This is a genomic window from Halosimplex pelagicum (genome assembly GCF_013415905.1).
GTDB lineage: Archaea > Halobacteriota > Halobacteria > Halobacteriales > Haloarculaceae > Halosimplex > Halosimplex pelagicum.
In genome coordinates this window covers 1,784,653-1,804,071 of sequence record NZ_CP058909.1, presented here as the reverse complement: position 1 = coordinate 1,804,071, position 19,419 = coordinate 1,784,653, and the positions used below count along the sequence as shown (strand labels likewise).

Genomic DNA, 19,419 nt, shown 5'->3' with positions numbered 1-19,419 from the left:
CGATATTCTAAACTAAATAAGTGTTATATCCTGCGAATATGGGTAATATAGGTATGAAACGAGATAAACAGCCACTTGTAGTGGTAGTATTAGGACATCCATATTGTTTTAAAAACAACTGTTTTAGCTGAGAGTAATCCCATATAGCTAATCTATTCCGAGTAATAACTGTTCATTCGTAAATCTTTTCATCAGGTATCGCAACCCCTGACACGTTGACATGCCAACTCGTGACGAAGGCACGGACGACCCGGACGACGCATCGATCGACGGACGCAACGGATCGACCACGCGGGACCGCAGCGCCGACGGCCCCCGGCGCGGGCGGAGCCGACGGCGGTTCATCGGGACGGCGCTCGCCGGCGCGGGCGCGGCCCTCTCGGGCTGTTCCGGCGTGCTCGGCGGCGGCAGCTCGACCTCGCTCACGATCGGCTACCAGCCGTTCGGGACCCCCTACTGGTCCGAGCTGGTGGTCAAGCACGGCGAGCTCATCGAGAAGTACACCGACGAACTGAGCGGGAGCTACGAGGTGTCGTGGCAGTCGGCGCTCCAGGGGTCTATCATCGGCAACCGGATGATCTCCGGCGAGAACCAGGCCGGCTACAACGGCGACATGCCAACGATCCTCGCGCTCGCGAACGACGACCGGCCGATCAACATGGTCGGGCTGTCGGGCTGGTCGATGGGCCAGCAGTGTAACGTCGTCATCACGCCCAAAGACTCCGACATCGAGGGGCCCGCCGACCTCGACGGCGCGGACGTGGGCGCGACGACCGGCGCCTGTTCACATCGGTTCCTGCTCTCGCTGCAGGAGTACGAGGACATCTCGGTGAACCTCGTCGACCAGGACGTCAACACGATCCTCGCCAACGTCGGGACGGGCGACCTCGACGCCGGCGTGATGTGGGAGCCGAACCCGACCATGGGGGTCGTCCAGCAGGACGTCGCCCGCTGGGTCGTCACCGGCGCCCCCTACGACGACCCCGACATCGGCGCGCTCACCATGAACCAGTCGCTCATCGACGAGGACTACGAGGCGGCCAAGGCCATCATGAAGGCCGAACTGGAGGCCAAACACGTCATGAAGACCGACGAGGAGCAGACTCTCGACCTCATCAAAGAGGAGGAGGACCTGGCCGACTACGAGCGGGCGACCGTCGAGGCGGCCCTGTTCGAGAACATCTCGGTCAACCCGGACACGCCGAAGATGCACTTCGCGACCGACCTGCGACAGATCGAGCCGGCCAGGACGCTCCTCGAAGAGACCGCCCCGCAGTTCCTGCTCGACCAGGGGTCCATCGAACAGCTCCCCGGCGAGGAGCGGTTCCACTTCGACCTCCTCGACGAGGCGGCGAGCGAACTGGCGGAGTCGGTCGACTGGGACCCCCGCGACGAAGAGGTGTCCGCACCGTGAGTTCCAGCTACTCGGTACAGCGGTATTTCGCCCGCATCGGGCGGCGCCTGGACGGCGTCCCGCGTCCGCCGCGCTACGTGTTGAAGGCCATGTCGGTCGTCGGATTCCTCGCGGTGTGGTGGCTGTTCGTCCGCGTGCATTTCCTGGGGTTCGACCTGCTCCCCACGCCCCCGGAGGCGTTCTCGGAGCTGTTCGCCTACGTCACCGGCAGACCGATGACCAACGGCGGCGTGTCGCTGTACGTCCACTCCTACTACACCCTCTACCGGGTCTCGCTGGGGATCGGACTGGCCGTCGCGCTGGCGATCCCGTTCGGCCTCCTCATCGGGTGGAGCTCGGCGGCCAGACGGTACGTCCAGCCGGCGTTCGAACTCCTCCGGCCGATCCCGCCGGTCGCCTGGGTGCCTATCGCGCTGATCGCCTTCTCCAGCGACCTGGCGAGCATCGTCTGGGTCGTGTTCGTCGGCGCCTTCTTCCCGGTGCTCGTCAACACGATCGAGGGCGTCAGGAGCATCGAGCCCGAGTACGTCAGAGCCGTCAGGAGCCTCGGCGGGTCCGACTGGGACCTGCTCCGTCACGTCGTCGTCCCCGCGGCGCTCCCGTCGATCACGACCGGGACCATGATCAGCGTCGGGATCGGCTGGATCGCCGTCGTCGCCGCCGAGATGCTCTCGGGCAACTACGGGGTCGGGTACATCACCTACCAGGCCTACCGCCTGATGCAGACCGAGACGGTGATCGTCGGGATCATCACGCTCGGCACCTACGGCGCCGTCTCGAGCTACGCCGTCTCGAAAGTCGGCGACAGGCTCACCGCCTGGGACGCCAGCGGGGGGAGCCGATGAGCGACGGCGCGGGACCGTCCGAAGACGCCGCCGCGACCGCGGAGGACGGGCCGACCGAGGCGCCGCCGTCGCCCTCTGACGGCGCGACCGCGTCCGGGACCGACTCGGAGCGCCGCGGCGGCTCGGTCCACATCGAGTCGCTGTCGAAGGTGTACGACCCCGACGGCGAACACGTCGTCGCCGTCGACGACGTGACGCTCAACATCGACGCCGGGGAGTTCATCACCGTCCTCGGGCCGTCGGGCTGCGGCAAGAGCACGCTGATGAACTGCATCGCCGGCTTCATCGAACCCACCGGGGGGAACATCTACGCCGACGGCGAGGTCGTCAACGGGCCGGGGGCCGACCGCGGCCTCGTCTTCCAGGACAACCGGCTGCTCCCGTGGAAGACGATCGAGGAGAACGTCGAACTCGGCCCGAAGATGCGCGGCGCGGTCACGGACGGGCGCGCCCGCCGGTTGCTCGAAGAGATGGGGCTGGACGGCTTCGAGGACGCCTACCCGGCCGAGCTCTCGGGCGGGATGCAACAGCGCGCCGAGATCGCGCGGCTGCTGGCCAACGACCCCGAGATCATGCTCATGGACGAACCGTTCAGCGCGCTGGACGCGCTCACCAAGGAGATCCTCCAGGAGATGCTGCTGGAGGTCTGGGACGAGGACAACCGGACGGTCGTGTTCATCACCCACGACGTCGAGGAGGCCATCTTCCTCGCCGACCGCATCCTCGTGATGACCGCCGCGCCCGGACGGGTCAAAGAGCTGATCGACGTGGACCTCGACCGCCCCCGCGACCGGTCGGTGACCACGACCGACCGCTTCACCGAACTCAAAGAGCACGTCCTCGAACTCATCCACGAAGAGGCCAAGGAGGCGATGGAATGAGCACCGCGACCGGCGGCGGGCGGCTCGAACCACTGGTCGAGCGGCTCAACGTCGTCGTCTCGGCCGCGGGGCTGGTCGCGGTCTGGCTCGTCCTCTCCCGGGCGAGCCTGATCGGACAGGTCCCGAGCCCGGTCACGGTCGCCGTCGCGATGGCCGGCCTCGTCACGAACCCGATCATCCACGACTCCGTGGTGACGAGCCTGCTCCACATCCTCGGGTCGTTTCTGGTCGCGGCCGCCGTCGCCATCCCGCTCGGGCTGGCGATCGGCTGGTCGACGGTCGTCTACGACCTGCTGTTCCCGTCGCTTGAGATCCTCCGGCCGGTCCCGCCGATCGCCTGGATCCCGCTGACGATCCTGGTGTTGCCGTCGATGCGCACGAGCATCATGTTCATCACGTTCGTCGGCGCGTTCTTCCCGATCCTGCTCAACACGATCCGGGGCGTGCAGGCGGTCGAGGAGGACTACGTCCGCGCGGTCCGGTCGCTCGGCGGCTCGCGGGCCCAGGTCTTCCGCCACGTCGTCTACCCCGCCGCGCTCCCGTCGATCCACACGGGACTGATCGTCGGGATGGGGCTCGCCTGGGTCAACCTCGTCGCCGCCGAGATGGTGGCCGACGAGGGGATCGGCCGGTTCGTCTGGGTCGCCTACACCAGCGGCTCCTACGACGACATCGTCGGCAGCGTCATCATCATCGGGGCGTTCGGCTACGCCAGCTCGGAGCTCGTCCGACGGCTCGGGAACACGCAGCTCCGATGGGCGACCACCGATGGCGAGTGACCGAACCCGCCACCGCCGGGTGCGCGAGGCGGTCCGCCGTCGGCTCCGAGCGTGGGCACCCGGTGACCGCTCGCGGACGCCGGTGCCCCGTCGGCTGGCGGCCCGGATCCGAGCGTCGGCCCGCCGCATCCACGGACTCGGCCGCCTCGGCGGACTCGGCCGCCCCCACGGGCTCGGAGTCGTCGCCTGGCTGCTCGGCGCGGCCGCGCTCCTGGCGCTCTCGACGGTGAGCGGGAGCGTCCACGGCGTCGTCCTGACGACCGACAACGCGCCGCTGGCGGTCGCCGGCGGGCCCACCCCGGCCGTCCTCGGATACGTCGGTATCGGGGTCACCCACGTGTACGTCCCCTGGACCGTCGTCCCGACGCTCTTGGCCGGCGAACTCGCCGCCGCGGTCGCCGCCCGGGGCCGGATCGCCTGGGCGCTCCTCGCCGGCGTCACCGCCGCCGGCCAGCTCCTCGTCGTCTCCGGCTGCGGCTGCGGGACCGGCTCCGTCGCGTCGCTGGCCGTACGGGCGGCGGCCGGCCTCGGCTGAGCGCCGCCGGCGTTCGACCGGCTCCCCCTCGCGCGGGACCTGCGCGCGGTCGGCCGCCGCTCCCGTCGAAATTCTCCCGGACTGTCGCTCGGCGCGCGAGCCACGATACTGCCGCCCCGACGAGCGAGGACCTACCCGTCGACGACCGACGGGTCGCGGAAGGTCAGGTCCGTCGCGACGGAGATGCTGTTCTCCGCGGCGCGGGCGCTCCGTTCGAGCAGGACCACCGACCGCTGGAGGGCCAACAGCGGTTCGGGCCGCTCGGCCGCGAGGTACTCGTTCATCGACGCGACCTCGTCGTCGACCCGGTCGAAGGCGTCGTTCGCCCGCTCGATCCCCTCGTAATCGCGGTCCTTGACGCTCTTGATGGCGATATCGGCCGCCTCGTCGATCGTCTCCCGGAGCGTCTCGATGCGCTCGGTCGTCGCCGCGTCCGGCGTCCCCTCCTGCTCCTGAGCGATCGTCGCGATCTCACAGGCCGCGTCGGCCATCGAGAGGATGTCCGCGGCGATCGACCGGAACCCGATGATCGGGAGGTCCGCCTCCAGCCCGACGTCCTGGCTGAGCCGCGGGTTCTGGTAGGTCGTGAACAGGAGTCGCAGAAAGAGGAAGTAGAGCTTCTCGACCTGCGGGTATCGCTTGGAGACGACGCGAGCGGTCGAGGTGTCGCCGTCGATCAGCGCCGTCACCGCGTCGTCGCGCATCGACGCCTCCGTCCGGTGGAGCCGGTCGAGCAGTGTCGGGATATCGAAGTCGTCGGGCGCGACGGAACACCGGACCGTCACCACCTGGTCGCGCTGTTCGATCGCGCCCAGCCCCATCAACCGCCGTTCGGCCGCCAGGACGCCGTCGTGATGGGAGAGCTTCAGCGGCTCGGACCCCTCGATCCGGACGATCTGGCGACCCAGCACGTACTGACTGATGAGCGCCCGCTCCAGCGCCTCGTTCTCCAGCAGGTCAGCGTTGATCAGCGTCTCCTCCTCGTCGTTCGGTGACCGCTCCGGGATCAACAGCAGCGACTCCCCGTTTTTCGACTCCTGCAGGATCACCTGGTCGCTCTTGTCGATGTCGTGGGCGCGCGCCCACTCGACCGGTATCGAGACGCCGAACGTCGACGACCCCAGCTTCTGTACCTTCCGTTTCATCCGCGATGGATCGTCGTTCATACCTGGCGTTCGGCTGTAATGATACCCAGACCGAATCAACACATAACGCTTCTCTGGGTATCCACTATTACCGTATTGAGAGGTTTTCAGTGATCCATGTATTCAGTACACCTGCGGGCGTACCCGTACAGGTACCTACACCGGCCGCGAGCCCGGCGAGAGGGCGGCCGCCGTCACGCCCGAACGGGTCGGCCGACGGGGTACAGCGAGCGGACCAGCAGCGCGAACCCGGGCGCGACGAGCAGGCCCTGGACGAGCAGGGTCGATTCGGCGTCGAGTCCGAGCGCGACCGCGCCCAGTGCCCCGACCAGCGGGGCGAGCGCGACCGCGCCGAGTCCGCAACACAGCAGCCACAGCGAGTGCGAAGCGGTTCGATTCGCCGCGCGGTAGGCGAGCGAGGCGACGACGCCGCCGAAGGCGACCGCGACCGCCGTCACGACGAGCGTCGCGACCGTCAGCGTGGTGTTCGTTGGCATGGGTTATCACCGTCGGGGAGCGGTTCGCCGTCCGACCCGTCGCCCCGCGGGCGGCGACGGCGCCCGGACCGCGACCGGTCGGTCCCCGGCCGTGTGCGAACGTACCACGGAGGCGACCTTCAAGCCCCGACGGGCTTCTCGCCGGCCGGGAACGGGCGGTCACGCGGTCGCTCGCGTCGCCGCGGCGAACCGACCGAGATCCGCGTGCTGGGGGGCGAGTTCGCCGGTATCGTCGTTCCGACCCGGCGCGTCCGGTCCCAGCGGCTGGGAATCACGACACGGCTTATCCGCTCGCTGGGGCAACGTCGGTGTATGGCGACGCGAGAACTCGAATCCAAGGTGTTCGGCTGGGACGTTGAGTTCACGTACTCGGAGACGTGGATCGGCTACGCGCTGTTCGCACTGCGGGTCATCATGGGCTGGACGTTCTTCTACGCGGGGATCACGAAGGTGGTCGACCCCGAGTGGAGCGTCCGCGGGTTCCTGTTGTACGGGATCCCCGACGGCAACCCGTTGACCGGCCTGTGGACGACGATGGGCAACGACTGGGCCTGGCTGCTGACGCCGCTGAACCAGCTCGGCCTGACGCTGGTCGGACTCGCGCTGATCCTCGGGCTGTTCGTCCGCTTCAGCGCGTTCTGGGGCGCCACCATGATGCTGTTCTACTGGCTTGCTTCCTACCCCTTCGACAACGCCCTGCTCATCGACTACCACATGGTGTACGTGTTCCTCCTGTTCGGCCTCGGCGCGTTCGGTGCCGGTCGCATCCTCGGCCTCGACGCCCGCATCGAGGAGCTCGACATCGTCGAACAGTACCCGCAGCTCCGACTGTTCCTCGGGTAGATCCCGCCCGCGAGTCGCCGCCCGTTCTCGTGCCGGGTCGCGGGTGCGACCCGGTGCGAACCTCCGTCCCACCGACCGCGACCGCGGCCGCCGCTCGCCTCTTAACTCTTGCCGTGTCCACCGCCAGCGTGGAAGTTGACACAGACGTATTCGAGGGAGTCGCGAACGGACACACATGGACGACGAATCCGGAGTGTCCAGCGACCTGAAAGAGACGCTCCAGCGCCACCGCCGCGGCAGCGGCTCGGACGGGACGCTGGTGTTGAGCGCCCAGGAGGGGTACGTCGGCGACGACATCACCCTGAAGGGCCGCAACTTCCCGGCCGACGAGGAGTACGAGCTGCTGTGGAACTCGACGGAGGGCCGGTGGGGCGTCCTGGAGGGCAACGAGGTCGTCGGCCCGCAGTACCAGCCCCGGACCGACCGCATCGCGACCGTCAGGACCGACGGCGACGGCGCCTTCGACGAGGACTGGACCGTCCCGAGGGACTACGGCGGTGCCCACCGGGTCCAGGTCCAGAACGGCGACGGCAACGTCGTCGCGCGCGACGAGTTCTCGGTCACCCCCCACTTCGAGATCGACCGCACCGAGGCGCCGCTGGGCGAGGCGTTCACGATCACCGGCTACGGCATCGGCCCGAACGTCGTCACGAACAACTACCAGGTCTCGTGGGACAACGGCAACGTCGGCTTTATGACCGGCGTGATGAACCGCGGGACCGCCACCGCGGAGATCCGCGCGGTCGGCCCGCCCGGCGAGCACGTCATCCAGGTGTGGCGCAACTACAAGGGGGTCCCGTACCTCCAGAACAACACCCAGTCGCCGTACGGCCCGGTCGCGGGCGGCCGCCAGTCGGTCTGGACCGTCGAGGTGACCGAGCCCGAGGCCGACCCCCGGACCGCCTGGGTCGACCCGCTGCTCGACGAGCAGCCGATGAGCGTCCACTACCCCGAGATCGACGCCGAATCCGAGGCCGAACTGGAGATCTCCCCGCCCTCCGGCCAGGCCGGGACGACCGCCGTGCTCACCGGCCGGAACTTCCCGGCCGAGACGGAGGTCGACCTGATCTGGTACCGCCACGAGGGCCACCGCGTCAAGGGGATCCCCATCACCCCCGAGCCCAAACCGGACGTGCTCCCGACCGTCGAGACCGATTCGGAGGGCGGGTTCCAGACGGAGATCGCGATCCCGCGCGCGGAGGGGTCGACGCGGCCGATCACCGCCGCCGTCGACGGCCGCGAGGTCGCGGTGACCGGGTTCATGATGCAGCCCTCGATCGAGACGTTCGCGCCCGTCCGCGGCCCCGTCGGCACGGAGATCGACATCGAGCTGTCGGGGATCGGCTGGACCATCTACGAGAACGCCCCCTTCTTCGTCTACGACAACACGCCGCTGGGCTACGTCTGTGGCACCGCCGGCGACGACAAGGAGGGCATCGTCCACGCGCGGCTCCGCGCGGCCGGCGAGCCCGGCTGGCACTTCATCGATATCTACCCCAGCCTCTTCGACATGCAGGAGGAGAAACCGGTGTTCGAGGTGCGGCCGCACCTCTCGTATCTCGACAACCACCCCGTCCGGCCGCTGCCCGCCCTGCACATGGCCTTCGAGGTCACCGAGTGATGGCGCTGGACCTGTCGCTCGCCGTCCACCCCTACGCCTGGACGCAACCGCTCCGGGACGGCCGCGTCGAACCGGAGGGCGTGAATCTCTCGACGGTCAACTACCCCAACCCCGTCCGCTTCTCCCGGATGGTCAGGGACCTGGAGTTCGACGCCTGCGAGCTGTCGATGGGGACCTACCTCGCCACCCGCCGCAACGCCGATCGGTTCCCCTTCACCGCCCTCCCGATATTCCCCTTCCGGAAGTTCCGCCACGCGTACATGTACGTCCGGGAGGGCGCGGGGATCGACTCGGTCGCGGATCTCGCGGGCGCCCGCGTCGGCATCGTCAACTGGCAGACGACGACGGGGATCTGGCAGCGGGGCATCCTCGCCGACCGCCACGGCCTCGACCTCGAATCCGTCGAGTGGGTCGCCGGCGGGTCGGAGATCGTCGATATCGACGTGCCCGAGCGGTTCGACGTGGAGTACGTCGGCCACCAGGGGTCGACGATCGGCCTCCTCGAAGACACGATCGAGCACGGCGAGATCGACGCGATCTTCCACCCGGTCGACGCCGGGATCGCCAACGCCCGCCGGCTGTTCGACGACGCGAAGGCCGTCGAGCAGACCTACTACCGAGAGACAGGTATCTTCCCGGTCATGCACGCGGTCGTCGTCCGCGACGAGATCCTCGACGAGCACCCCTGGGTCGTCCAGCCGCTGTACGACGCCTTCGAGCGCTCCAAGGAGATCGGCCTGTCGGCGCTGGAGCGTCCGCGCGAACTCCCGCTCGTGTGGGCGGACGTGTACGCCGATGAACAGCGGACGGTGCTGGGCGAGGACCCCTGGGAGTACGGACTCACCGAGGCCAACGTCACCGCCGTTGAGACGCTCGCCGGCTACGCTCACGACCAGGGCGTCGCCGCCGAGCGCTACGACGTCGGCGACCTGTTCGCGACCGACCACCTCGACACCGACTACTACGCCTAACTCGTCCGACGCGGCCGGGCGCTGGAACCGGCGCGTCGGGCGCGACTCCGCGCCGCGCTCCCACTCGGCGGGATTCGCCGCCGGGAGTTTATGCCGGTCGTACCGACGCTTCGAGTATGGAGTTCGAGGGAACGGAGACGGTCCCGGTCGACAGGGCGGCGACCTGGGACCTGATCACCGACCCGGCCGTGTTGGCCGCCTGCGTCATGGGCGCCGAGGAGATCGCGCGGGTCTCCGAGGACCGCTACGAGGGGGAGATCCGCCAGCGGATCACCGGGATCGACGTGGCGCTCGAAGGTGAAGTTCGGATCGAGGAGCGCGACCGACCCGAGTGGCTCCGCTTCACCGGCACCGGAACGGATTCGCGGACCGGGAGCCGCATGGACGCCGACGTGACGGTGACGCTGACCGACGAGGGCGGGTCGACCGAGTTGGCCTACGACGTGGCGGTGACGTTCACCGGGCGACTCGCGACGATGGGGTCGCGAGTCCTCCGCCGGCAGGTCCGGGCCAACGTCGAGACGTACTTCGAGAACCTCGTCGACCGCGTGGAGGCCCGCGCGTGACGCCCGGACGGTCCGAGCAGGGAGCGGCGTCCGCGGTCGGCGAATCCGCCCCGCGCAAGGACGCCCGGGCGAAGGTCCGCGGGCGGGCCCGCTACGCGACCGACGTGGCATACCCCGACGCCCTCGCGGCGGGCGTCGTCCGGTCGCAGGTCCCCCACGCCGAGATCGCGCGACTCGATACCGGGGCGGCCGCCGCGATGGACGACGTGGCCGCCGTCGTCCCCCGCTGGGACCTCCCGAGGGGGTTCGACGACCGCGTCCGCCACTACGGCGACGCCGTCGCCGCCGTCGCCGCCGAGACGCCCGCGGCCGTCGACGCCGCGAGAGAGGCCATCGAGTACGATCTGGACCCCTTGGAGTCGGTCCACGACCCCCGCGAGAGCGTCCGCGCCGACGCGCCCCTCGTACAGGACGACCCCGCGTTCGGCCAGCCTGACCGCCACCCCGTCCGCGTCGACAACCCCGACTACGACCGGAACGTCGACGACTACCACGCGCTCGAACTGGGCGAACCCGACGCCGCGTTCGCGGCCGCCGACCACGTCCACGAGGCGTCCTACCGGACGCCGCGGGTCACCCACTGCAACCTCGACCGCCACTGCGCGGTCGCGGAGTGGGACGGCGACGACCTCCGCGTGACCGCGACGATCGGTAACCGCGGCCACGCCGAGAAGACGCTCGAACGGCTGTTCGACGGCAGCGAGGTCGCGATCGAACGGCCCCCGACCGCGGGGTCGAGCTTCGGCGGCCGGTCGCTGGCCAAGCTCACCCTCGAACCGGTCGCCGCCGCGCTCGCACGGGAGGCGGGCCGGCCCGTCCGCCTCGAGTTCGACCGCGAGACGGAGTTCTCGGCCGCCGAGTCGCGCCACGCGACCCACCTCGACCTGAAGGCGGGGGCGACCGACGACGGCCGGCTCACCGCGCTCGCCGTCGACGCCGTCGCCGACACCGGCCCGTACCCCAACGGCGTCGGCCACGTCGTCCTGAGCGCCTGCCGCGGCCGGCCGCTGGACGCCTACGCCGTCGACAACTACCGCTTCGAGGGCGTCTCGGCGTTCACGAACAACCCGCCCGCCGGCGAGTACCGCGGCATCGGCGTCACGCAGGTCACGTGGGCGCTGGAGTCCCATCTCGACGAACTGGCTCGGCAAGCGGGGTTCGACCCGGTCGCCTTCCGTCGAGAGAATTGGGTCGCCGAGGGCGACGACCGACCCCACGCCGACGCCCCGGTGAGCAGTTGCGGCCTCCGCGAGTGTCTCGACCGCGGGCGGGCGCGGTTCGAGGAGCTACGGGAGGGCGACGACGGAGGAAGTGACGGGAACGTCGTCTACGGGTGGGGCGTCGCCGCGGGCGGGCAGATCACGACGCCTGCCGCCGGGAACAACGACGACTACGCCGAGGCGCGGCTGACCCTCGCGCCCGACGGGTCGCTGTTCGTCCGCACGGGCGCCATCGACGTGGGACAGGGCGCCGCGACCGCGCTCGCCCAGATCGCCGCCGAGGCGACCGGACTCCCCCTCGACCGCGTGACCGTCGAGGGGTACGACCCCGACGACCCCGTCGACGACAAGTACGGCTCGGTCGCCAACCGGACGACCTACCTCGTCGGCGCGGCCATCCGCGACGGCGCCGACGCGCTCGGCGAACGACTGCAGGCGCGTGGGGTGGACGGGGTCGACGAACTCCTCGAACCGGTCGCCGTCACCGGCCGCGCGGAGACCGACACCGCACCACTCGCGTACGGCGTCCACTTCGCCGAGGTCGCCGTCGACACCGGTACCGGCGCGGTCGACGTGACCGCCTACGTCGCCGCCCAGGACGTGGGCTACGCGATCAATCCGACGCTCGTCGAGGGCCAGATCGAGGGCGCCGTCGGGCACGGGGTCGAGTTCGCGCTCACCTCCGAGCTGCGGCTCGAAGGGGGCGTTCCGACCGACGCGACGCTCGCCGGCTACCCGGTGAGCTCGCCCGCCGAGATGCCCGACCGGCTGGCCTGCGAGATCGTCGAGTCCGAGGAGGCGTCGGGCCCGTACGGCGCGAAGGGCGTCGGCACGCCGTCGATCACGCCCGTCGCGCCCGCGATCACCAACGCGATACGGGACGCCGTCGGCGAGCGGTTCACCGCGGCGCCGGTCCGCGACGGGGACGTGCTCTTGGCGCTCGGCGGAGGTACGGGCGGTGACGGAGGCGATGACGGTGACTGAACGGGCCGGCGACGTGGCCGGCGAGACCGAAGCGGAGTACTACCGGCCGGAGTCAGTCGCGGCGGCGTGTCGACGCCTGCGGGACGCCGACGGCCGCGCCCGCGTGGTCGCCGGCGGGCAGACGCTGATGCCGCTGGTCCGCCAGGGACTCGTCGACGCCGACGCGTTCGTCGACGTGAGCGCGGTCCCAGCGCTGTCGGGCGTCTCGGTCGACGGCGACCGCGCGACCGTCGGCGCGACGACAACCTACGCCGGTCTGGGCCGTCACGACCTGAGCGACCGCGTCGCCGCGCTGGACGAGGCCTGCTCGGTGGTCGCCGACCGACAGGTACGGAGCCTCGGGACCGTCGGCGGCGCCGTCGCCCACGGCGACCCGACGTTCGACCTGCTCGCGCCGCTGCGCGCGCTCGACGCCGAAGTGCGACTGGCGGGCCCGGACGACCGCCGGTGCGTCCCGCTCGGGGAGTTCCTCGTCGGCCACCTCCGCACGGACCGCCGCGAGCACGAACTCGTGACTGGGGTGACCTTCGACCGGCTCGACCCGGACCGCACGGGCTCGGCCTACGAGCGCCACGCCGCCGCCGGATCGGGCCGGGCGACCGCCGGCGTCGCCGCGGTCGTGACCCTCGCCGACGACACGGTCGAACGTGTCCGCGTCGCCTGTTCGGCGGTCGCGGACACGCCCGTTCGCGCGCACGCGGTCGAGAACGACCTCGTGGGTGGCCCGGCGACCGCCGAGGCCGTCACGGCCGCGAGCGAGCGCGTCCCCGAGGACATCGATCCGATCGACGACGAGGCGGGCTCGGCCGCGTACAAGCGACGGCTGGCCGCGACGCTCGTCGAGCGGAGCCTGCTGAGCGCGCTCGGCCGCGCGGGGGGATCGCCGTGAGAGTCACCTTCGACCTCGACGGTGAGGAGCGGACCGTCGAGACGCCGCCCGACCGGTCGCTGCGCGAACTGCTCCGCGAGGACTGCGACGCCCTGAGCGTCAAGGCCGGCTGCGACGGCGGCCGCTGCGGCGCCTGCACCGTCCTGCTCGGCGGCGACGCGGTGAAGGCCTGTCTGGTCATGGCCGCGAAGGTCGACGGCCGCTCGGTCACGACCGTCGAGGGGGTCGCCGACGGGAGCTTCGGCCGCGAGGTCCAGGACGCCTTCGAGGCCCACAGCGCCCTGCAGTGTGGCTACTGCACGCCGGGGTTCGTGCTGTCGGCGCTGGCCTACCTCGACGACGACCCCGACGCCGACCGCGAGGCGATCCGGTCGGCTCTCGCCGGCAACGTCTGTCGCTGTACCGGCTACGAGAAGATCCTCGACGCCGTCGAAGCGGTCGCGGAGCGTCGAGTCGGCGAGGCGGAGTGACCGCGGTCCGGATTCACCCGGTTAAGCGTTGCGTCGCGTCCCGTCAGCTGGGCCGTTCGACCGGGCTTACGGCCGCGACGCGCGACGGTCCAGGTATGGCACTGGACCTGTCGGTCGCCTGCTGGACGCGCGACCTGACGCGGTCGCTGCTGACGGGCGCGGTCGAACCGGACGGCGTCGACGCCACCGTCATCGCCGAGTACCCCCCGCGGCGTCACCGGCGGTTCTTCGAACGGGGCGACTTCGACGTGTGCGAGGTGTCGCTGGCGTCGTACCTCTCATCGCGCGAACGGCCGGAGGAGTACCCCTTCACCGCTATCCCCGTCTTCCCCTGCAAGAAGTTCCCCCAGTCGTTCTGCTACCGCCGGACCGACGCCGGCATCGAGGACCCGTCGGACCTGGCGGGCGAGCGGGTGGGCGTCCAGTCCTGGCAGACCACCCGCGACGTGTGGATGCGCGGCATCGCCCGCGAGCGCTACGGGCTCGACCTCTCCGAGGTGACCTGGTATCGTCGCAAGGAGGACGACGTGCCGGTCGATATCCCCGACCGCTACGACATCCGGACGGTGCCGGGCGAGCAGGGCGGCGAGGCGATGGTCGACCCCGATGACCTGCGGGCGATGTTCTTCGACGGCGACCTCGTCGCCGCGATGGAGCCGGCCAACGCCATGTTCCACAGCGTCGTCGAGTCCGACGACGCCGCGCTCATGTTCGACGACCCCGTCGAGACCGAGCGCGAGTACTACCGCGACACCGGGATCCACCCGATCATGCATACCGTCGCCGTCCGCGACGAACTGCTCGACGAACACCCGTGGCTCGCCGTCTCGCTGTTCGACGCCTTCCGCGAGGCCCGCGACGACGCGCTGGAGGCGAACCTGAGCCCCAGCACGCACACGACCAACACCTGGGCGCACCTCCACCTCGTCGAACAGGACCGGGTCCTCGGCGACGACGCCTGGGAGTACGGCCTGACCGACCGCACCGTCCCCGAGCTGGAGAAGTTCCAGGAGTACGCCGAACACCAGGGGCTGATCCCCGGGCGGTACGACCTCGACGACCTGTTCGCCGACTGCTCGGTCGCGCGGACCTGACGCGGTCGAGTCACTCGGTTCGGCCGGCGCGCTCCAGCCGCCGGTCAGGCCTCGACCTCGTAGACCTGCAGGGCCTTGGGCTGGAACTGGAGGTTGATCCCGTCGCCGCGGTCGAACTGCCGGTAGTTCTCGGTGTGGACGACCAGCGTCGCGTCGGTGTCGTCGACCCGGACCGTCAGCTCGTAGCGGTCGCCGATGATCCCCTCGGCGACGACGGTTCCGGACAGCTCGATACGCCCGTCGACCTCGCCGGCGAACTGGCCGATCTGGACGTCGTCGGGGCGGAGGAAACACTCGACGTCGTCCGTCTCGCCGCCGTTGCCCACGTAGTCGACGTTACCCAGCGGGAAGTCGACGAACCCCGTCCGGACGACCCGTTCGCCGTCGCCGTCGGACTCGGTCGTCCCAGTGAACCGGTTCCGGACGCCGACGAACTGCCGGGTAAAGGGCGAGTCGGGCCGCCGATACAGCGCCTCGGGCTCGCCGCGCTCGACGACCGCCCCGTCGTTCATCACGAGCACCCGGTCGGCCAGGTAGAAGGCCTCCTGCTGGTCGTGAGTCACGTACAGCACGCTGAGCCCGAGTTCGTGTTGCAGCCGCTGGAGCTCGTAGCGCATGTGCTTGCGCAGCTCCTTGTCGAGGTTGCTCAGCGGCTCGTCCAGCAGCAGGAGTCCGGGGTCGTGGACGATCGCGCGCGCGAGCGCGGTCCGCTGTTGCTGGCCGCCGCTGAGGTCGGTCGCCGGCGACTCCGCGAGGTCCGCGATCTCCATCAACTCGAGCACCTCCACGACGCGCTCGTCGTACTCGTCGCTCGGCACGTCGGTCGCGTGTTCGAGCGGGAAGACGACGTTCTCGGAGACGGTCTTGTGGGGCCAGATCGCGTAGTTCTGGTAGACCATTCCCAGGTCGCGCCGCTCGGGCGGCAGCGACGTGGTCCCGTCGAAGACCGGCTCGCCGTCGACGGCGATCTCGCCGCCGTCGGGGGTCTCGACGCCGGCGACACACCGGAGGACCGTCGTCTTGCCGCAGCCGCTCGGGCCGAGCAGAGCCACGATCTCGTCGGGCTGGACCGTCACGTCGACCCCCGAGAGGCGGAACTCGCTGCCGAACCCCTTCTCCAAGTCCCGTACCGTCAGCCGCGTTTCGGTGTCCATAGCTGTGGTGGTGTCCCTGGCGGGCCGGCGAACCGGTCGTCTCCGACCGGCCACGGCTCGCCGCGCTCACGTGTCGGTACCGCGCCCACGCATTAACCCCCTCCGCGGATTTCTACGGCGTGGGAACTACCCGACGGGAGGGGGGCGATTCGAGGGAGTCGGATCGGGGAGAGCGCGCCGAGGGGACCGCGAGCGACGCCTCAGTGTTGCCCCAGTTCGTAGAAGGTGATCCCGCAGAGCCGCATCGCGAGCACGAAGACGACGGTCAGCCCGATGAACACCGTCGAGATGGCGGCGACCAGCGACAGCGCCGGCTCGTACATGTACAGCTGGAACAGCTCGACGGGGATCACCACCGTGTCCGAGGAGTAGGTCATCCAGGGGATCGACAGCAGCTGGAACACGTGGACCGCGAGGAAGAACCAGAGGACGACCGCCGTGTTGCGGAACAGGGGGAGGAAGACCTCCCGTAGCTGGCGGAGCCAGGAGGCGCCGGCGACCCGCGCGGCCTCCTCTAGGACCGAGTGGATCTGGACGACGTTCCCGACGGCGATGCGCGAAGAGACCGGGAGGAAGACGATCACCGAGCCGAGGGCGATGATGGCGAGGGTCCCGTAGAGCGTCACGCCCGGGAGCTTGCCGACCCAGAGGCTCAGGAGGATGAGGCCGGCGCCGGTGATGATCCCCGGTACCGCCAGCGGCGTGAGCGTCAGGAAGTCCACCGCGCCGCGGAATCGCCCGTCGGTCCGCTCGGTGTAGTAGGCCGCCCCGACGACGAGGACCGTCCCCAGCGTCGCCGCGCCGACCGCGACCAGGACGCTGTTGCCGAACGCCTCGCGCAGCCCCGGGCTCGTGACCGCCGTGACGTAGTGTTCGAGCGAGAGCGCCGAGAGACGGACGGTCCCCGTCCACGTCGAGTGCAGCGACGTGAGCGCCATCGCGAGGATCGGCAGGAGCCACACGAGGGTCACGACGGCCCACAGCCCGCCCGCGAGCGGCCACCGCCACCGCCCGAGGTCCCAGGTCCGTCGCCGGCCGGTCCGGCCGGTCAGCGTCATGAAGTCCCGCTTGCGACTCGTCACCCGGCGGTAGTAGTAGACGAGGACGCCCGTCGCGAGCAGCAGGCTACACGACAGCGCCGCGGCCTCGCCGTAGGCCGGCGGGAACCGCGAGCCGATCGCCGAGCCGATCACCGTCGAGTACACGTCGAACCCCCGGCGCGAGCCGAGCACCGAGACGATGGCGAACTCCCCCATGCCGTAGAGGAAGACCGTGATCACCGCCGAGAGCAGCGCCGGCTTGACCAGCGGGAGCGTCACCGACCGCAACGTCTCGGTGACGCTCGCCCCGTGGATCCGGCTCACCTCCTCGAACGACGCGTCCATGTCCTGCAGCGCGGGCACCGTCAGGAGATACGCCGTCGAGACGACGTTCACGCCCGCGACGAACGCGACTCCCCACGGAGTGAACAGGCCCACCGAGAGCGACTCCAGACCGACCGCCTCGGCGACGGCGACCGAGACCAGCCCGTTCTGTGGGCCGTACGCGGTGATATACATGATCCCGAAGACGTACCCGGGGATCGCCTGCCCGGACAGCAGGACCAGCTCCAGCCCACCCTTCGTCGGGAGGTTCGTCCGCACGAACAGCCAGGCCAGCGTCAGCCCGAGCGCGACCCCGGTGGCCGTCATCCCCACCGCGACGATAAGGGTGTTGGCCAGCAGCGTCGGCACGTCGAAAAAGCCCTCGCGGTACACCGCGACGAAATGTTCGAGCGTGAACGCGCCGCCGATCTCGCCGGGGTAGCCCGACCAGACGCTCGTCCACAGGAGGAAGACGAGCGGCACCAGCGTCAGGACGGCGACGCCCGCGACGACGGTCCCGAGGACGAGTCGTTTGGCCGAGAGCCGGCGGTCGGCGAGCCCGCCGACGCCGCTCCTGAACGCGGCGAGTACCCCGTCGCGGACGCTCATCGCTCGCCTCCGCACGCGTTCGGGGGGTCGGTGTCGTCCATGATAGTGAAGCGGGGGAACCGCCGTCGAAGTGCGCCGTTCGTCGCTCGACGCTCCGTCGCCGGGTTCGGTCGGAGAAGCCGGCAGGGTCGGCCGTCGGTTACGGCTCGAACATCCCGGTGTCGACCGCCTTCTGTCCGAGGGTGGAGTACTCCGCGGACTCCCAGAACCCGATCGGGAACAGGTTCGCGTTCAGGCGCCGCTTCGTGTAGGGGTCGACGTCGATCCCCGAGAGGTCCAGGTCCGTCCGGACGGGCACCTGGTCGGTCACGTCGGTCAGGATCCGCCGCTGGACCGACTTCTCGAGCATCGCGCTGACGAAGTAGCGGGCGACCCACGGGTGCGGGGCGTTCCGGTTGATGCTCAGGCCGCCCTCCGTGGCGTTGCGCTTGGCGGGGTCGGTGAAGATGCCCTCCACCGCCAGATCCTCGTTTTTCACGAACGGCGCGGCCGCCCACGGCCAGTTGTACAGCATCATCGCGGCGTTGCCCTTCCCGACCTCGCGCATCCCCGCCGAGTGGGAGTTGACCCCGACCACCTCGAACCGATCCATCAGGCTCCGGATCCACTCCATCTCGCCTATCTCCGTCTGGCCGGCGTGATAGCGGGTGATCCAGCCGATCATCCCGGAGCTGACGTAGCCGGAGAAGGCCACTTCGAGCCCCTCGTACTGGTCGTCGAACAGGTCGTTGTACGTCTCGGGGTAGTCCAGCCCCTGTTCCTCGAATATCTCCGTGCTCACCGGGAGGACGACGCCGGCGCCGCCGTTGAACCCCGACACCAGGAACGGGAGCACGCGCTTGTCGGGCAGGGCGTCGGCGAACCAGAAGTTCTCGTCGATGCCCCACTCGAACCACTCCTTCGCGTAGGCGGTCCCCTCCTCGCGGCCCTTCTGTTTGATCCGGTCGCGGAGGTTCGACGCGACGCTGACCACGTCGGCCTTGTCCTCGCCGGCCTGGCGCTCCTGTAGGAGCCGCTGGGAGACCGCGGCGCCGTCGCTGGCGAACACCGTCGCCTCGACGGTCGTCCCGAACTCGTCGTTGATCACGTCGACGAGGTCGTACCACTGCTGGGAGTCGCCCGTCCCCGCGTAGATGGTGACCTCGGCCCCGTCGTCGACGTAGCCGGCGAGTTGCTCCGTCGTCCACGGCGGCTCGGGCTCCCCGGCCGCCGTCGCGCTCGCGCCGGCCGTCGACCCGCCCCCGGCGCTCGTCGTCTCGTCCCCGCCGCTCGTCGCCGCGCCGCCCGCGTCGGGCGTCGAGGTCGCCGTCGAGCCCGACCCGAGACAGCCCACGAGCGACGCCGCTGAGACCGCCGCGCCCGTCGCGAGAAACGCCCGCCGCGAGGGCCAACCGGTCCGACGCCGCCGGTCGCCGCGCTCGTCGCATCCCCGCTCGGGGTCGGTCGATCGGTGTTCCGTCATACACGCAGCTACCCCGCGTTCGGATAAACGGGTAGTGGAGATTGCTATTCGATGGGAAGAAGTCGATCGGGATTCG

18 protein-coding genes are annotated in these 19,419 nt (G+C 69.9%); 13 read left to right on the top strand and 5 right to left on the bottom strand.

The window, feature by feature from the left end:
• The first annotated feature begins 220 nt into the window (after positions 1–220).
• From HZS54_RS08900 to HZS54_RS08880, 5 genes are read left to right on the top strand one after another with little or no spacing between them, the layout of a single operon-like run.
• Positions 221–1,414: an ABC transporter substrate-binding protein gene (locus tag HZS54_RS08900; RefSeq protein WP_179922031.1), complete on the top strand. Its 1,194-nt coding sequence runs from the start codon at positions 221–223 to the stop codon at positions 1,412–1,414.
• Positions 1,411–2,259, top strand: coding sequence for an ABC transporter permease (locus HZS54_RS08895; RefSeq protein ID WP_246391861.1), 849 nt, complete (start codon positions 1,411–1,413; stop codon positions 2,257–2,259). The genes HZS54_RS08900 and HZS54_RS08895 overlap by 4 nt, the downstream gene beginning before the upstream one ends.
• Positions 2,256–3,140, top strand: coding sequence for an ABC transporter ATP-binding protein (locus tag HZS54_RS08890; protein WP_179922029.1), 885 nt, complete (start codon positions 2,256–2,258; stop codon positions 3,138–3,140). Before HZS54_RS08895 ends, HZS54_RS08890 begins: the two co-directional genes overlap by 4 nt.
• A complete protein-coding gene (locus tag HZS54_RS08885; RefSeq protein WP_179922027.1) occupies positions 3,137–3,919 on the top strand; it encodes an ABC transporter permease in 783 nt (260 codons plus the stop codon). The genes HZS54_RS08890 and HZS54_RS08885 overlap by 4 nt, the downstream gene beginning before the upstream one ends.
• Positions 3,909–4,454: a hypothetical protein gene (locus tag HZS54_RS08880; RefSeq protein WP_179922025.1), complete on the top strand. Its 546-nt coding sequence runs from the start codon at positions 3,909–3,911 to the stop codon at positions 4,452–4,454. Before HZS54_RS08885 ends, HZS54_RS08880 begins: the two co-directional genes overlap by 11 nt.
• 131 nt (positions 4,455–4,585) lie before the next feature.
• Here the strand turns inward: HZS54_RS08880 and HZS54_RS08875 are convergent, their stop codons facing one another.
• Both HZS54_RS08875 and HZS54_RS08870 read right to left on the bottom strand, forming a co-directional pair.
• A complete protein-coding gene (locus HZS54_RS08875; protein WP_246391859.1) occupies positions 4,586–5,620 on the bottom strand; it encodes an AbrB/MazE/SpoVT family DNA-binding domain-containing protein in 1,035 nt (344 codons plus the stop codon).
• 173 nt (positions 5,621–5,793) lie between these two features.
• On the bottom strand, positions 5,794–6,096 hold the full coding sequence (locus HZS54_RS08870) for a DUF7521 family protein (RefSeq protein ID WP_179922023.1): 303 nt from the start codon (positions 6,094–6,096) through the stop codon (positions 5,794–5,796).
• 312 nt (positions 6,097–6,408) lie between these two features.
• Between HZS54_RS08870 and HZS54_RS08865 the strand changes: the two genes are divergently transcribed.
• The 8 genes from HZS54_RS08865 (at position 6,409) to HZS54_RS08830 (ending at position 14,754) form a co-directional block, all read left to right on the top strand.
• Positions 6,409–6,939 carry a DoxX family protein gene (locus HZS54_RS08865; protein WP_179922022.1) on the top strand — a complete coding sequence of 177 codons (531 nt, stop codon included), beginning with the start codon at positions 6,409–6,411 and terminating at the stop codon, positions 6,937–6,939.
• A 175-nt stretch (positions 6,940–7,114) separates the two neighbouring features.
• Positions 7,115–8,560, top strand: a complete 1,446-nt coding sequence (locus HZS54_RS08860) for a hypothetical protein (RefSeq protein WP_179922020.1) — start codon at positions 7,115–7,117, stop codon at positions 8,558–8,560.
• The gene (locus tag HZS54_RS08855; protein WP_179922018.1) at positions 8,560–9,531 is read left to right on the top strand and encodes a substrate-binding domain-containing protein; all 972 of its coding nucleotides are present in this window, start codon (positions 8,560–8,562) and stop codon (positions 9,529–9,531) included. The genes HZS54_RS08860 and HZS54_RS08855 overlap by 1 nt, the downstream gene beginning before the upstream one ends.
• A 116-nt stretch (positions 9,532–9,647) precedes the next feature.
• A complete protein-coding gene (locus HZS54_RS08850; protein ID WP_179922016.1) occupies positions 9,648–10,097 on the top strand; it encodes an SRPBCC family protein in 450 nt (149 codons plus the stop codon).
• Entirely contained in the window at positions 10,094–12,301 is a 2,208-nt protein-coding gene (locus tag HZS54_RS08845) for a xanthine dehydrogenase family protein molybdopterin-binding subunit (protein ID WP_179922014.1), read from the top strand. Before HZS54_RS08850 ends, HZS54_RS08845 begins: the two co-directional genes overlap by 4 nt.
• Entirely contained in the window at positions 12,294–13,190 is an 897-nt protein-coding gene (locus tag HZS54_RS08840; protein WP_179922012.1) for an FAD binding domain-containing protein, read from the top strand. Before HZS54_RS08845 ends, HZS54_RS08840 begins: the two co-directional genes overlap by 8 nt.
• Positions 13,187–13,660, top strand: a complete 474-nt coding sequence (locus tag HZS54_RS08835; protein WP_179922010.1) for a (2Fe-2S)-binding protein — start codon at positions 13,187–13,189, stop codon at positions 13,658–13,660. The genes HZS54_RS08840 and HZS54_RS08835 overlap by 4 nt, the downstream gene beginning before the upstream one ends.
• Positions 13,661–13,755: 95 nt before the next feature.
• On the top strand, positions 13,756–14,754 hold the full coding sequence (locus tag HZS54_RS08830; protein ID WP_179921993.1) for a substrate-binding domain-containing protein: 999 nt from the start codon (positions 13,756–13,758) through the stop codon (positions 14,752–14,754).
• Between the two features lie 44 nt (positions 14,755–14,798).
• Here HZS54_RS08830 and HZS54_RS08825 read toward each other — a convergent pair whose 3' ends face one another.
• The 3 genes from HZS54_RS08825 to HZS54_RS08815 form a co-directional block, all read right to left on the bottom strand.
• Entirely contained in the window at positions 14,799–15,908 is a 1,110-nt protein-coding gene (locus HZS54_RS08825) for an ABC transporter ATP-binding protein (RefSeq protein ID WP_179921991.1), read from the bottom strand.
• Positions 15,909–16,108: 200 nt separating this feature from the next.
• Positions 16,109–17,881: an ABC transporter permease gene (locus HZS54_RS08820; protein ID WP_179921989.1), complete on the bottom strand. Its 1,773-nt coding sequence runs from the start codon at positions 17,879–17,881 to the stop codon at positions 16,109–16,111.
• A gap of 139 nt (positions 17,882–18,020) precedes the next feature.
• Positions 18,021–19,343: a transporter gene (locus HZS54_RS08815; protein WP_179921987.1), complete on the bottom strand. Its 1,323-nt coding sequence runs from the start codon at positions 19,341–19,343 to the stop codon at positions 18,021–18,023.
• Positions 19,344–19,419 lie beyond the last annotated feature (76 nt).